At 66.8% G+C, this 12750-nt stretch carries 16 protein-coding genes and 1 pseudogene; 6 read left to right on the forward strand and 11 right to left on the reverse strand.

The window, feature by feature from the left end; genetic code table 11:
- Positions 1–16 precede the first annotated feature (16 nt).
- From BMY12_RS13945 to msrP, 10 genes and pseudogenes are all read right to left on the reverse strand, one after another.
- On the reverse strand, positions 17–1309 hold the full coding sequence (locus BMY12_RS13945; protein ID WP_093287415.1) for a citrate synthase: 1293 nt from the start codon (positions 1307–1309) through the stop codon (positions 17–19).
- 55 nt (positions 1310–1364) lie between these two features.
- On the reverse strand, positions 1365–2621 hold the full coding sequence (locus tag BMY12_RS13950; RefSeq protein ID WP_093287802.1) for a malic enzyme-like NAD(P)-binding protein: 1257 nt from the start codon (positions 2619–2621) through the stop codon (positions 1365–1367).
- A 157-nt stretch (positions 2622–2778) separates the two neighbouring features.
- Positions 2779–3021: a type B 50S ribosomal protein L31 gene (locus tag BMY12_RS13955; protein WP_093287418.1), complete on the reverse strand. Its 243-nt coding sequence runs from the start codon at positions 3019–3021 to the stop codon at positions 2779–2781.
- Positions 3022–3115: 94 nt separating this feature from the next.
- Complete coding sequence (locus BMY12_RS13960; RefSeq protein WP_093287419.1) at positions 3116–3307, reverse strand: CPXCG motif-containing cysteine-rich protein; 192 nt, start codon at positions 3305–3307, stop codon at positions 3116–3118.
- Between the two features lie 9 nt (positions 3308–3316).
- Positions 3317–4480, reverse strand: a complete 1164-nt coding sequence (gene hemW / locus BMY12_RS13965) for a radical SAM family heme chaperone HemW (RefSeq protein ID WP_093287422.1) — start codon at positions 4478–4480, stop codon at positions 3317–3319.
- The gene (rdgB, locus tag BMY12_RS20905; RefSeq protein WP_366516810.1) at positions 4477–5100 is read right to left on the reverse strand and encodes an RdgB/HAM1 family non-canonical purine NTP pyrophosphatase; all 624 of its coding nucleotides are present in this window, start codon (positions 5098–5100) and stop codon (positions 4477–4479) included. Before rdgB ends, hemW begins: the two co-directional genes overlap by 4 nt.
- A 12-nt stretch (positions 5101–5112) precedes the next feature.
- Positions 5113–5610 (reverse strand): annotated as a pseudogene (locus BMY12_RS20910) (GNAT family acetyltransferase); the annotation flags it as partial.
- Positions 5513–6235, reverse strand: a complete 723-nt coding sequence (rph, locus tag BMY12_RS13975; RefSeq protein ID WP_093287424.1) for a ribonuclease PH — start codon at positions 6233–6235, stop codon at positions 5513–5515. The pseudogene BMY12_RS20910 and the gene rph, both read right to left, overlap by 98 nt.
- Positions 6232–6849, reverse strand: a complete 618-nt coding sequence (gene msrQ / locus BMY12_RS13980; RefSeq protein ID WP_093287427.1) for a protein-methionine-sulfoxide reductase heme-binding subunit MsrQ — start codon at positions 6847–6849, stop codon at positions 6232–6234. The genes rph and msrQ overlap by 4 nt, the downstream gene beginning before the upstream one ends.
- Entirely contained in the window at positions 6849–7793 is a 945-nt protein-coding gene (msrP, locus tag BMY12_RS13985; protein ID WP_093287808.1) for a protein-methionine-sulfoxide reductase catalytic subunit MsrP, read from the reverse strand. Before msrP ends, msrQ begins: the two co-directional genes overlap by 1 nt.
- A gap of 112 nt (positions 7794–7905) precedes the next feature.
- On the opposite strand from msrP, the gene BMY12_RS13990 reads away from it, so the two are divergent.
- The 4 genes from BMY12_RS13990 to trhA all read left to right on the forward strand — a co-directional run bounded on the left by BMY12_RS13990 (position 7906) and on the right by trhA (position 10551).
- A complete protein-coding gene (locus BMY12_RS13990; protein WP_093287429.1) occupies positions 7906–8316 on the forward strand; it encodes a SufE family protein in 411 nt (136 codons plus the stop codon).
- A gap of 78 nt (positions 8317–8394) precedes the next feature.
- Positions 8395–9339, forward strand: a complete 945-nt coding sequence (locus BMY12_RS13995) for an SPFH domain-containing protein (protein ID WP_093287432.1) — start codon at positions 8395–8397, stop codon at positions 9337–9339.
- A gap of 23 nt (positions 9340–9362) precedes the next feature.
- Positions 9363–9803 carry an NfeD family protein gene (locus BMY12_RS14000; RefSeq protein ID WP_093287434.1) on the forward strand — a complete coding sequence of 147 codons (441 nt, stop codon included), beginning with the start codon at positions 9363–9365 and terminating at the stop codon, positions 9801–9803.
- A 10-nt stretch (positions 9804–9813) separates the two neighbouring features.
- Positions 9814–10551, forward strand: coding sequence for a PAQR family membrane homeostasis protein TrhA (trhA, locus tag BMY12_RS14005; RefSeq protein WP_245732523.1), 738 nt, complete (start codon positions 9814–9816; stop codon positions 10549–10551).
- A 36-nt stretch (positions 10552–10587) separates the two neighbouring features.
- On the opposite strand, the gene BMY12_RS14010 is transcribed toward trhA, so the two are convergent.
- Positions 10588–11256 carry an NAD(P)H-binding protein gene (locus BMY12_RS14010; protein WP_093287440.1) on the reverse strand — a complete coding sequence of 223 codons (669 nt, stop codon included), beginning with the start codon at positions 11254–11256 and terminating at the stop codon, positions 10588–10590.
- 50 nt (positions 11257–11306) lie between these two features.
- Between BMY12_RS14010 and BMY12_RS14015 the strand changes: the two genes are divergently transcribed.
- Both BMY12_RS14015 and BMY12_RS14020 read left to right on the forward strand, forming a co-directional pair.
- Complete coding sequence (locus BMY12_RS14015; protein WP_301331442.1) at positions 11307–11774, forward strand: HIT domain-containing protein; 468 nt, start codon at positions 11307–11309, stop codon at positions 11772–11774.
- Between the two features lie 63 nt (positions 11775–11837).
- Positions 11838–12665: an SDR family oxidoreductase gene (locus BMY12_RS14020; protein WP_093287446.1), complete on the forward strand. Its 828-nt coding sequence runs from the start codon at positions 11838–11840 to the stop codon at positions 12663–12665.
- Positions 12666–12750: the final 85 nt, after the last annotated feature.

Below are 12750 nucleotides of genomic sequence, written 5' to 3' on the forward strand. Positions count from 1 at the left end.
TTGCTGCAGCCTGCTTTTAGCGCTGCGCGATCGGCGAGACCGTGCGCTCGGCGGCGCCGGTGTAGACCTGACGCGGACGGGCGATGCGCATGGCGGGATCGGAAACCATCTCGATCCAGTGCGCCACCCAGCCCACGGTGCGGGCCACGGCGAACATCGGCGTGAACATGTTCACGGGAATGCCCAGCGCCTTGTAGATGATGCCGGAGTAGAAGTCGACGTTCGGGTAGAGCTTGCGCGCCTTGAAGTAGTCATCGGACAGCGCGATCTCTTCCAGCTTCATCGCCAGTTCCAGCTTGGGATCGTCCACCTTCAGCGCCTGCAGCACCTTGTGGCACTGCTCGCGGATGATGGTCGCGCGCGGATCGAAGTTCTTGTACACGCGATGGCCGAAGCCCATCAGGCGCACGCCGGAGTTCTTGTCCTTCACCTTGTCCATGAAGCCCTGCACGTTCTTCACGTCGCCGATTTCATCGAGCATGGTCAGCACGGCTTCGTTGGCGCCACCGTGCGAGGGGCCCCAGAGCGCGGCGATGCCGGCGGCGATCGCGGCGTACGGATTGGTGCCGGTGGAGCCGGCCATGCGCACCGTGGAGGTGGAGGCGTTCTGCTCGTGGTCGGCGTGCAGGGTGAAGAGGATGTCCAGCGCCTTGGCGGCGATGGGATTGACGTGATACGGCTCGGCCGGCACCGCGAACATCATGTGCAGCAGGTTGCTGCAGTAATCCAGATGGTTCTGCGGATACATGAAGGGCTGGCCGTAGTACTTCTTGTAGGCCGCCGCGGCGATGGTCGGGATCTTCGCGATCATGCGGTGCGCGAAGATTTCGCGATGGCGCGGATCCTTGTTGTTGGTGGTGTCGTGATAGAACGCCGACAGCGAGCCGACCACGCCGGTGAGCATGGCCATGGGATGCGCGTCGTAGTTGAAGCCTTCGAAGAACCGGTTGAGGTTCTCGTTGATCATGGTGTGCTTGCGGATGCTGCTGTCGAAATTCTGCAGCTCCTGGCCCTTGGGCAGCTCGCCGTTGAGGATCAGGTACGCGACTTCCAGGAACGAGCAGTGCTCGGCCAGCTGTGCCACCGGGTAACCGCGATACAGCAGGATGCCCTGATCGCCGTCGATGTAGGTGATGGCCGACTTGGTGGAGCAGGTCGAGGAGAAACCGGGGTCGTAGGTGAACACGCCGGTCTTGTCGTAGACCTTGCCGACGTCCAGGCCCACCGGGCCGAGCGTGCCGCCGATGGCCGGCAGATCAAGCTTCTCGCCGGTCGCGTTGTTGAGAAGACTGTAGCTGGGCGTACTCATGGATTCCTCTTGATGGGCTGTATTTCAGTGAAGGCGGGCGATTGGAATGAGCGGATCAGGCAGCGGCAGCGGGGCGACGGCGCGCGACGCCACTGTCCAGCGCCGCCTGGGCAACGGCCGGCGCGACCAGATTGCGCAGGCGGGGGTCCAGCGGCTTTGGAATGATGTAGTCCGGGCCGAAACACAAGGATTTTAACCCATAAGCGTCCAGCACTTCGCCCGGAACCGGCTCACGGGCGAGCTGGGCCAGGGCGCGCACCGCCGCCACCTTCATGGCGTCATTGATGCAGCTGGCGCGCACGTCGAGCGCGCCACGGAACAGAAACGGGAAGCACAGCACGTTGTTGACCTGATTGGGATAGTCGCTGCGGCCGGTGGCCATGATCAGGTCCCTTCGCACGTTCAGTGCCACCTCCGGACGGATTTCCGGCACCGGATTGGAGAGTGCGAACACGATCGGGCGCTCGGCCATCAGCATCAGCCACTCCTCGCGCACCAGGTCCGGACCGGACAGGCCGATGAACACGTCGGCGCCGGCCAGCGCGCCCGCCAGGCTGCGCCGCTCCGAGGGCTCGACCGCAAACTCGCGCTTCTCCGGATTGAGGCCCGGGTAATCCTCGCGGCCGGTGTGAATCACGCCCTTGCGATCCACCAGCAGCAGATTCTCGCGGCGCGCGCCCAGGGCCACGGCCAGGCGCATCGAGGCGATGCCGGCGGCGCCGGCGCCCAGGCAGACGATGCGGGCGTCTTCGATCCGCTTGCCCTGCAGCTCCAGGGCGTTGAGCAGGCCGGCGCAGAGCACGATGGCGGTGCCGTGCTGGTCGTCGTGAAACACCGGAATGTCCAGGCGTCGCGACAGCTCGGCCTCGATCTCGAAGCAGGCCGGCGCGGCGATGTCTTCCAGATTGATGCCGCCGAAGGTGGGCGCGATGCGCGTCACGGTGTCGATGAATTCGCGCGAGTCCCTGGTATCGACCTCGATGTCGAAGACATCGATGTCCGCGAATTTCTTGAACAGCACCGCCTTGCCTTCCATCACCGGCTTGCCGGCCAGCGCGCCGCAATCGCCCAGGCCCAGCACCGCGGTGCCGTTGGAGATCACCGCCACCAGATTGCCCTTGGCGGTGTAGCGGTAGGCGTTTTCGGGATTGGCCTGGATGGCCAGCACCGGCTCGGCCACGCCCGGGCTGTAAGCCAGGGACAGATCGCCGGGGCCGGACACCGGCTTGGTGATGCTGATGCCCAGTTTTCCGGGGCGAGGATGTTCGTGATAGTCGAGTGCGGCCTGGCTCAGATTCAAAGGCGTGTTCATGGCGGCTGCGCGGCGCTGCGGGCCCGCGGGCATTGGCAAAAGGGGGCGGAATTGTCCGCCGCACACCGCCCAAAACAAAGGGCCGCGCATGGTGCGCGGCCCTGTCACATCAGCCAAGCGACGTGTCGTCGCCGGTACAGCGTTTCGTCTGCGACGCTTACTTCTTGCCGTAGCGCGCCTTGAACTTGCCGACGCGACCGCCGGTGTCCACGACCTTCTGCTTGCCGGTGTAGAAGGGGTGCGAGAGGCTGGAGGTATCGAGCTGCACCAGCGGATACTTCTCGCCGTTGATCTCGATGCTTTCCTTGGTCTTCACCGTCGAGCGGATGATGAAGACGTGATCGGCCGCGCCGTCCTTGAACGCAACCGGGCGGTACTCGGGATGGATGCCGTCTTTCATGGGAAGCTGTCCGCGAAAACTTAAAAAGGGCGCGAAGTTTAATGAAGCGGGTGGGCTACCGCAAGCGCCCCGCGCGATTTGCCGGCGCGGCCGCTCACTCGCTTTCCGGGCTCACGTCCACCAGCGGCAGCTCGCCCTCCTCGCCCAGCTGCACATGGACCGCCATGGGACGGCAGCAGACCGGGCAGTCCTCCGTGTAGTCCTGCACCTCGCCGGCCGACAGATCGATGTCGAGCTGGATGGCTTCCCAGCAGGCGGGGCAGGTGACGGTCACTTCTTCGAGCATCAGTCCAGCTTACAGGAACAGCTGCAGCAGGCCATTGAGATGGCGGTGGCCCAGCGCCGTGGGGCGCACCCGGCCCTGGGATTCTTCGATCAGGCCGCGCGCCTGCGCGGTCTGGGCGGGCGCCAGCGCCGCCCAGCGCAGGCCGGTGCGCGCTTCGTAATCGGCGATGGCGAAGCCTGCGTTGAGGCGCAGGGCGTTCATGAGAAATTCGAAGGGCAGGTCCTGCGCGCCCACCGTTCGCTGCTCCTGAATCGCGCCCGGGCCGCCGGCTTGGGCCAGATAGGTTTTGGGATGCTTGTGCCGCGCGCGGCGCTGCACGCCCTCCGCCAGGCTGCGCTTGCCATGTGCGCCGGCGCCGATGCCCAGGTAATCGCCGAACTGCCAGTAGTTGAGGTTGTGCCGCGCGCGCCGGCCCTCCTGCGCATAGGCCGAGACCTCGTACTGCGCGTAGCCGGCGCCGGCGAGCAGGCTCTGCGCCTGTTCCTGCATCTGCCAGGCGCTGTCCTCGTCGGGCAGCGGCGGCGGGCGCGCGGCGAATTCGGTGTTGGGCTCCAGCGTCAGCTGGTAATAGGACAGATGCGTGGGCTGCAGCGCGATGGCCGCGCGCAGATCGCCCAGGGCCTGCGCCGGCGTCTGCTCGGGCAGGGCGAACATCAGATCCAGATTGAAGTTGGCAATGCCCGCGGCGCGCGCCATGTCCACCGCGCGGCGCACCTCGGCGCTGTCGTGGATGCGGCCCAGGCGCTTGAGCATGGCATCGTCGAGGCTCTGCACGCCGATGGACAGGCGGTTGATGCCCGCCGCCGCATAGCCGGCGAAGCGCGCGGCCTCGGCGGTGCCGGGATTGGCTTCCAGGGTGATTTCGATATCGGGTGCAAAGCGCAGCCGCCTGGCCACGGCCTCCAGCAGCCGGCCGATGGCGCGCTCGGAAAACAGGCTCGGCGTGCCGCCGCCCATGAAGATCGAAACCAGCGGCCGCGCTTCCGGCGCCTGGCTCAGCTCGTAATCCAGATCACGCAGCAGTGCGTCCACATAGGCTTCTTCCGGCAGGGTTTCGCGCAGGCCATGCGAGTTGAAGTCGCAGTAGGGGCATTTCTGCACGCACCAGGGGAAGTGCAGGTAGAGCGACAATGGCAGCGCTTCCGCGCGCGGGCCCGAGGCCGGCAGGCTCATGCCGGCAGCTGGCGGAGCAGGCTGTGCATGGCGCGGGCGCGGTGCGAGACGCGGTTCTTCAGCTCGGCGGGCAGCTCGGCGGCGCTGCGCGCCAGTTCGGGCACATAGAACAGCGGGTCGTAGCCGAAGCCGTTCGCGCCCTGCGCGGCTTCGAGGATGCGGCCGGGCCAGAAGCCTTGTGCGATCAGCGGGACAGGGTCTTGCGCATGACGCAGCAGCACCAGCACGGAGACGAAGCGGGCGCTGCGCTGCGCCTCCGGCAGGCCGGCCAGGGCGTGCAGCAGTTTTTCATTGTTGGCGGCATCGGAAGCGCGCTCTGCGGCATACCGCGCGGAGCGCACACCGGGCGCGCCACCCAGTGCCGCGACTTCCAGTCCCGAGTCATCGGCCAGCGCCGGCAGTCCGGAGACGCGCGCGGCGTGGCGGGCCTTGAGCAGGGCGTTCTCGATGAAGCTCTCGCCGGTTTCCTCGACGTCTTCATCGCTGAACTCGCTGACCAGACGCAGCGCGTAGCCGCGTGGCGCGAGCAGAGCCTGCAGCTCGGCGAGTTTCTTCTGGTTGCGCGAGGCCAGCACCAGGGTCTGCGCGAGGGGCGCGGGCGGTGGCGCGGCGCCGTCCAGCACCAGGCGCTTGCCGTAGCTCAGCACCGCATCGCGGCGATAGCCGAGACGTTCATAGAACAGCGCCGCGCCGGTGTTGTCCTCGCGCAGCTGCAGATTCATCTTCGGGGCGCCGAGGCTGGCGACATAGGCTTCGGCAGCAGCCATCAGCTGCCGGCCCAGGCCCTGGTGACGCAGCGCGGGATCGGCGGCCAGATAGTTCACCCAGCCGCGATGTCCGTCATAGCCGGCCATCACGCTGCCGACGATGCGCGCATCCTGCACGGCGACGAGAAAGCCTTCGGCCTGCTGCGCGAGCTTGCGCGCGATATCGCGCTGCGGATCGTTCCAGGGCCGCGTCAGGCCGCAGGCCTGCCACAGCGCGATGACCGCGCCGGCATCGTCCGGCACGAAGCGCCGGATCTGCACGGCCTCAGGCATCGAGGGCCTGACGCTGGGCGGCGCTGAGTTCGGCGATGCCCTTGGCGGCGAGATCGAGCAGGGCATTGAGTTCGTCGCGACGGAAGGCATGGCCTTCGGCGGTGCCCTGCACCTCGATGAACTGACCGGCTTCGTTCATCACCACGTTCATATCGCACTCGCAGCCGGAGTCTTCGCTGTAGTCCAGGTCGAGCACCGGCTGACCCTGGACGATGCCCACCGACACTGCCGCGATCTGGCCGAACAGGGCGTCCTTCTTGATCTGGCCACGCTTGCGCATGCTGCGCAGGGCTTCGGCCAGCGCGATATAGCCGCCGGTGATCGAGGCGCAGCGCGTGCCGCCGTCGGCCTGCAGCACATCGCAGTCGATGGTGACGGTGTAGCCGGCGATGGCATTGAGGTCCACGCAGGCGCGCAGCGAGCGACCGATCAGGCGCTGGATTTCCTGCGTGCGCCCGGACTGCTTGCCCTGCGCCGCTTCGCGACGGCTGCGGTCATGCGTGGCGCGGGGCAGCATGCCGTATTCGGCCGTCACCCAGCCGCCTTCCTTCTTCCAGGCCGGGCCGCGCTCTTCGACGCTGGCGGTGCACAGCACGCGGGTATCGCCGCAGGCGATCAGCACCGAGCCTTCGGCGTGCTTGGTGAAGCCGCGGGTGATGTGCAGGGGGCGAAGCTGGTCGGCCGCACGGCCGGAGACGCGGGTGAAAGAACTCACGTGGAAATGACAGGCTGCTTGCGGGCGCGGAGTATAACGCGCCAGGGCCGGCGCCAGAGCAGCAGGCCCAGCAGCAGCGCCAGATACAGAAGCGGCTCGCGCAGATCGGATTTCACCAGCCAGACGAAGTGCAGTGCCGCCAGCAGCGCGGCGGGATAGATGAGTTTGTGCAAGGTGGCCCAGCGCCGTTTCAGGCGCTGCTGCCAGCCGCGCGTGGAGGTCAGCGCCAGCGGCAGCAGGAGCAGCAGCGCGGCAAAGCCCAGGGTGATGTAGCGGCGCTTGATGAGGTCGGCCGCCAGCTGTCGCGCGGAGAATTCCAGATCGAAAGTGAGATAGATGCTGAAGTGCAGGCAGGCCCAGGCAAAAGCCCAGAGCCCGAGCAGGCGACGGATGCGCAGCGGTTCGCTGCGCTTCAGTCGCTCGCGCAGGGGACTCATGGCCAGGGTGAGCAGCAGCAGGCGCAACGCCCATTGCCCGCTGTGGTGCTCGATGAACTCCACGGGATTGGCGCCCAGCCGGCCCTGCAGAATCAGCCAGCCCAGCTGCAGCAGCGGCGCGGTGGCCAGCGTCCAGGCCGCGAGCCGCCAGCACAGCAAGACGCGCGCCGGCGACATCAGTAGTAGCGCCGCAGATCCAGACCGCTGTACAGGGACGCCACTTCCGGATAGCCGTTGAACATCAGGGTGTCGCGCTTGAACAGCTCGCCCAGGCGCCGCTCGCGGCTCTGCGACCAGCGCGGATGATCGACCGCCGGATTCACATTGGCGTAGAACCCGTACTCGTCCGGCGCCAGAGCGCTCCACGTGGTGGCCGGCTGCTTCTCCGTGAAGCGGATGCGCACGATGGACTTGATGCTCTTGAAACCGTACTTCCAGGGCACGGTCAGGCGCAGCGGCGCGCCGTTCTGATTCGGCAGCACGCGGCCGTACATGCCCACGCTCAGCAGCGTGAGCGGATGCATGGCCTCGTCGATGCGCAAACCCTCGCGATACGGCAGCTGCAGACCGCTGAAGCGTGCCAGCGGCATCTGCTGGTCGTCGTAGAGCGTTTCAAAGGCCACGTATCGGGCTTTGGACGTGGGCTTGAAGCGCTTGAGGAAATCGCCGAGCGGAATGCCCAGCCAGGGCACCACGATGCTCCAGGCTTCCACGCAGCGATGCCGGTAGATGCGCTCTTCCAGTGCGCCGGCCAGCAGGCTGTCGATATCGACCTGCGCCGGCGCCTCGCATTCGCCGTCCACCACCACCGTCCAGGGCCGGGTCTTGAGCTTGCCGGCATTGCGCGCGGGCTCGTCCTTGGCGGTGCCGAACTCGTAATAGTTGTTGTAGCTGCTCACGTCCTCGAAGCTGTTGGGCTTCTCGCCGCCGGCCCTCTCGCGGCGGGTGCTGATTTTCAGCGCGCCGGGCCCCGGGCTTTGTGCGCGGCCCAGACCGGGCGCGGCCAGGGCGATGCCGGCCAGACCCAGCTGCTGCAGAAAGCGGCGGCGGCTGGCGTAGACCTCGGGCGGTGTGATCTCGGTTTCCCGCAGCAGATGCGGCGGCGCGATGCGTATCAGCATGATCAGCTCGGTGAAAAAGCGGGCAGGAGCATTCAAGACCGCAGCTTGCGACAAGCCGTTCGGCCTTACCATATGCGTGGTACGAACTGGCATGACGATTGGACGCGCGGCAATGACTTTGGACGAACTGGCGGAAACCTTCGAATTTCTCGGCGACTGGGAGGAGCGCTACCGCTATCTCATTGAACTCGGCCGCAAGCTGCCGCCGCTGCCCGAGGGCGCGCACAACGAGGCCAACAAGGTGCGCGGCTGCATGTCGCAGGTCTGGCTGACGCAGGAAGTGCTGCCCGGCCCGCCCAAGACCCTGGAATTTCGCGGCGATTCGGATGCGCACATCGTCAAGGGCCTGATTGCGGTGCTGCTGAGCCTGACGTCGGGGCGCACGCCCCGCGAGATTCTGGATCTGGACATCGGCTCGGCTTTCGAGCGTCTGGGGCTGGAAAGCAATATCTCCATGAACCGCCGCAACGGTTTTTATGCCATGGTGGAGCGCATCAAGGCGCTGGCGGCGCAGGAGGCCTGAGGCTGCCGCGAGCCCCTGTCACAAGCGCCGCGTTGCGCCGGCCCTAGAATCAGGCGGGTTTTCCCAAGGAGCTGCACCATGGAAGTCATTGCACTGGTTTTTGTCGCCTTCGTCATCGTCACCCTCTGGAAGGGCGTGGTGATGGTGCCGCAGGGCCGTGAATACACCGTCGAGCGCTTCGGCAAGTACCGCGCAACCTTCCGCCCCGGCCTGCACTGGCTGGTGCCCTACGTGGACAGCGTCGGCCGCAAGCTGTCGATGATGGAGCAGGTGCTGGACGTGCCTTCGCAGGAAGTCATCACCAAGGACAACGCCATGGTCGGCGTCGACGGCGTGGTGTTCTTCCAGGTGCTGGACGCGCCCAAGGCCGCCTACGAGGTGCAGCAGCTGGAATACGCGATCCTGCAGCTGACCATGACCAATCTGCGCACGGTGATGGGATCCATGGATCTGGACGAGCTTTTGAGCCAGCGCGACCACATCAACCTCAAGCTGCTGTCGGTGGTCGATCAGGCCACCACGCCCTGGGGCGTGAAGGTGACGCGCATCGAGATCAAGGACATCCGCCCGCCGCCGGCGCTGGTGGAGTCGATGGCGCGGCAGATGAAGGCCGAGCGCGAGAAGCGCGCCAACATCCTCGACGCCGAAGGCTTCCGCCAGGCGGCGATTCTCAAGGCCGAGGGCGAGCGCAATGCCGAAATCCTCGCCGCCGAGGCGCAGAAGATCGCCGCGGTGCTGGAGGCCGAGGGCCGGCGCGAGGCGGCGTTTCGCGATGCCGAGGCGCGCGAGCGCGGTGCCGAGGCCGAGGCCAAGGCCACCACCATGGTCAGCGAGGCCATCGCCAAGGGTGATGTGCAGGCGATCAACTACTTCGTCGCGCAGAAATACGTGGAGGCGCTGGGCAAGATCGCCAGCAGCCCCAACGAGAAGCTGGTGCTGATGCCCCTGGAGGCCGCCAGCGTGATCGGCGCCATCGGCGGCATCGCCGAGCTGGCCAAGAAGGCCGGCGCGGTGAAGTCCTGATCGATCCGCAGCCGGAGCCGCGCATGAGACTGCATGAGCTGCTGTACTGGCACTGGTGGGTCGCCGCCCTGTTGCTGCTGATGCTGGAAGCCTTCGCGCCCGGTGCGGTGTTCCTGTGGATGGGCGTGTCGGCCGCCGTGGTCGGCCTGCTGCTCCTGCTCATGCCCCAGCTGGCGCTGGCTGCGCAGCTGATCGTGTTCGGGGTGCTGGCCCTGATCGCCTTCTTCGCCTGGCGCCGCTTCAAGCCGCAGGCGGACGCCGAGGATCAGCCCGCGCTCAACCGCCGCGGCGAGTCCTATGTGGGCCGCCATTTCACGCTCAGCGAGGCCATCGTCAACGGCGTCGGCGAGCTGCGCGTGGATGACACGCAGTGGCGCGTCGTCGGTCCGGATTTGCCGTCCGGCAGCGCGGTGCGCGTGACCGGCACGGAAGGTGCAACGCTCAAGGTCGAAGCCCTGCGATGAGAGCCTTGCCATGCACAGCAGTACCGTTGACGAAATGAGCGCCCAGCAGCACACGCCGCAGGGCCTGCACGCGCATCGCGGCGAGATCGTCGGCATCGAAATCCCCGAAACGCTCTACAGCCTCGGCGAGGAGATCGCGCACGCGGTCACCCACGGCGTCGGTGCGCTGCTGGCCATCGTCGGCCTGGTGGCGATCGTGGTGCGCGCGGCGCTGTACGGCACCTACTGGCATGTGATCGCCTGCAGCGTGTTCGGGGCCACGCTGGTGCTGATGTACACCGCCTCCACGCTCTATCACAGCATCCCGCTGCCGCGCGCCAAGCGCGTGCTGCGCGTGATCGATCACTCGCTGATCTACTTCCTGATCGCCGGCACCTACACGCCGTTCACGCTGGTGACCCTGCACGGGGTCTGGGGCTGGAGTCTGTTCGCGGTGACCTGGGGCCTGGCGGTGGCCGGCGTGGTGTTCAAGATCTACGCCACGGGCCGTTTCGAAAAGCTCTCGCTGTTCATCTATCTGGCGATGGGCTGGTGCGCGCTGGTGGCGGTCAAGCCCATCCTGCAGAACCTCGAGACCGGCGGCGTGCTGCTGACGGCGGCGGGCGGCCTGGTCTACAGCGGGGGCGTGGCTTTCTACACCTGGGAGCGGCTGCGCTATCACCATGCGATCTGGCACTTGTTCGTGCTGGGTGGCAGCGTGCTGCAGTACTTCGCGGTGTTCTTCTACGTGGTGCCCGGCCCGGCCTGAACACCGGACCGCGGTCGGGCGGGCGCGGCGCGGGGCTCAGTCTTCTTCTTCCGTCGCGTCTTCCGGCAGCGGCAGATAGTGGATGTGCGTGCCGCTCTCGCCGCGCACGGCCAGACGCACCATGGCTTCGGCGACTTGTTCGGCGGGGATCGGCCGGTAGCGGCGCAGGGGGCCGGCGCAGAGCATGGCCAGCAGCGGCGAGAGTTTTTGTGCGAAGGCTTCGCCCCGCCGGTGTTCGCTGCGGGCGCCCAGCAGCAGCGAGGGCCGCAGAATGTGCAGGGCTTCGAAGTCCAGCGCCGACACCGCCTTCTCCATGCGCCCCTTCACGCGTGAATAGAAGCTCGGCGCGTGCTCGGAAGCGCCGGCTGCGGAAATCACCAGGAACTGCTGCGCGCCGGCCGCGTGCGTCAGCCGCGCCAGTTCCACCACCATGCGGTAGTCCACATCTTCAAACGCCGCGCGCGAACCGGCCGTGCGCAGCGTGGTGCCCAGGCAACAGAACACATCGTCCACCCGCAGCGACTCGCCCAGCGCCTCGAGCCCGGCGAAGTCCGTGACGATTTCGCGCAGATGCGGGTGGCTCAGGTTCAGGGGCCGGCGCGTCAGCACGCGCACCTGGGCATAGGCCGGGTCCTGCAGCAGGCGCTGCAGTACGCCGCGGCCCACCAGGCCGCTGGCGCCGGCGATCAGTGCGACCCGGTTCATGCCTTTGCACTTGTCATCGAGATTGCCGCCCTATATATCCCTGAGGAAACATGAAATATCAGTTCCCCGCTACGAGCGCCATGACCTTGCACCCAGGCTTCGAACTACATCCCCAACTGCGTGCGGACACATTGGCCGTCGGCGACTGGCCACTGTCCCGGGTGCTACTGATGAATGACACGCACTATCCCTGGCTGATTCTGGTGCCGCGCCGCCCCGGCCTGCGCGAAATCTATGAGCTGCCGGAGGGGGAGCGTCAACAGCTTATGCGCGAATCCTGCCTGCTGGCCAGCACCCTCATGCGGCTGTTCACCGGCGACAAGCTCAACGTGGCGGCGCTGGGCAACATGGTGCCGCAGCTGCATCTGCACCACATCGTGCGCCGCGTCGGCGATCCGGCCTGGCCGGCGCCCGTCTGGGGCAGGCACCCTGCGCAGCCGTATCTTGAGGCGGCGGCCGATGACTGCCTGGCGCTGCTGCGCCGCGAATTGACCGCGCTGTTGCCCCTGCAGGTCTGAGCGGCGCTTGCCGCTGCGAGCCGCGGCTCTCTACAGTGCCGCGTTCTCGGGCAGGAGGCGGCAATGGACAATGTGGCGGGCAAGTGCGTGCTGATCACCGGCGCGGCCATGGGCATGGGCCGTCTCTACGCGGAGCATGCGGTGCGCGAAGGCGCGGCCGCCGTGGTGCTCTGGGACATCAATGCCGCTGAACTCGACAAGACCGCCGCCGAGCTGCGCGGTCGCGGCGGCAAGGTGCATGCGCAGGTGGTGGACGTCTCGCAGCAGCCGGCGATCGCCGCCGCCGCCGAGACCCTGCGCCGCGAGGTGGGCGAGCCGGATGTGCTGATCAACAACGCCGGCATCGTGCGCGGCAAGTATTTCTGGGAGCACGACCCGCAGAAGGACATCTACGCCACCATGGCCATCAACGCCCTGGCGCCGATGTACATCACCCGCGAGTTCCTGCCCGGCATGATCGCGCGCCGTGATCGCCAGGCGCGCATCGTCAACATCTCCTCGGCGGCGAGCATGGTCTCCAACCCGCGCATGAGCGTGTACTGCGGCTCGAAATGGGCCTGCACCGGCTGGAGCGATTCGGTGCGCCTGGAGCTGGAGGCAGCCGGCCACGCGCACATCAAGCTGCTCACGGTCTGCCCCACGTATATCGCCACCGGTATGTTCGAGGGCGTGAAGAAGATGCTGTTCACGCCCATCCTCACCCCGCAGTCGGTGGTGGACGCGGTCTGGCAGGGCATGAAGGCGGGCCGCGTGCGCCTGATCCTGCCCTGGACGGTGTATCTGTCCAATGCGCTCAAGGGACTGCTGCCGGTGCGCCTGTTCGACTGGATGGCGCGGCATGTGTTCCGCGTCTACAACACCATGGACGAATTCAAGGGCCGCTCGTCCTGAGCCGGACCACCGCCTGACTTGTCTCATTGCTCTGGTGGCATGGCGCGCCGTATAAACGCGCCATCATCCCTGCGGTGCCTATGTT

Origin of the sequence: Solimonas aquatica, assembly GCF_900111015.1 — a bacterium.
Classification (GTDB): Bacteria; Pseudomonadota; Gammaproteobacteria; order Nevskiales; family Nevskiaceae; genus Solimonas; species Solimonas aquatica.

Coding starts and splice junctions, on each gene's coding strand:
- msrP (WP_093287808.1), bottom strand. CDS start 7,793: ATGCTGATACGCATCGCGCCGCCGCATCTGCTGCGGGAAACCGAGATC.
- BMY12_RS14015 (WP_301331442.1), top strand. CDS start 11,307: ATGAAATATCAGTTCCCCGCTACGAGCGCCATGACCTTGCACCCAGGC.
- BMY12_RS14010 (WP_093287440.1), bottom strand. CDS start 11,256: ATGAACCGGGTCGCACTGATCGCCGGCGCCAGCGGCCTGGTGGGCCGC.
- hemW (WP_093287422.1), bottom strand. CDS start 4,480: ATGAGCCTGCCGGCCTCGGGCCCGCGCGCGGAAGCGCTGCCATTGTCG.
- trhA (WP_245732523.1), top strand. CDS start 9,814: ATGCACAGCAGTACCGTTGACGAAATGAGCGCCCAGCAGCACACGCCG.
- msrQ (WP_093287427.1), bottom strand. CDS start 6,849: ATGTCGCCGGCGCGCGTCTTGCTGTGCTGGCGGCTCGCGGCCTGGACG.
- BMY12_RS14020 (WP_093287446.1), top strand. CDS start 11,838: ATGGACAATGTGGCGGGCAAGTGCGTGCTGATCACCGGCGCGGCCATG.
- BMY12_RS13955 (WP_093287418.1), bottom strand. CDS start 3,021: ATGAAAGACGGCATCCATCCCGAGTACCGCCCGGTTGCGTTCAAGGAC.
- BMY12_RS13960 (WP_093287419.1), bottom strand. CDS start 3,307: ATGCTCGAAGAAGTGACCGTCACCTGCCCCGCCTGCTGGGAAGCCATC.
- BMY12_RS13945 (WP_093287415.1), bottom strand. CDS start 1,309: ATGAGTACGCCCAGCTACAGTCTTCTCAACAACGCGACCGGCGAGAAG.
- BMY12_RS13950 (WP_093287802.1), bottom strand. CDS start 2,621: ATGAACACGCCTTTGAATCTGAGCCAGGCCGCACTCGACTATCACGAA.
- BMY12_RS14000 (WP_093287434.1), top strand. CDS start 9,363: ATGAGACTGCATGAGCTGCTGTACTGGCACTGGTGGGTCGCCGCCCTG.
- BMY12_RS13995 (WP_093287432.1), top strand. CDS start 8,395: ATGGAAGTCATTGCACTGGTTTTTGTCGCCTTCGTCATCGTCACCCTC.
- BMY12_RS13990 (WP_093287429.1), top strand. CDS start 7,906: ATGACTTTGGACGAACTGGCGGAAACCTTCGAATTTCTCGGCGACTGG.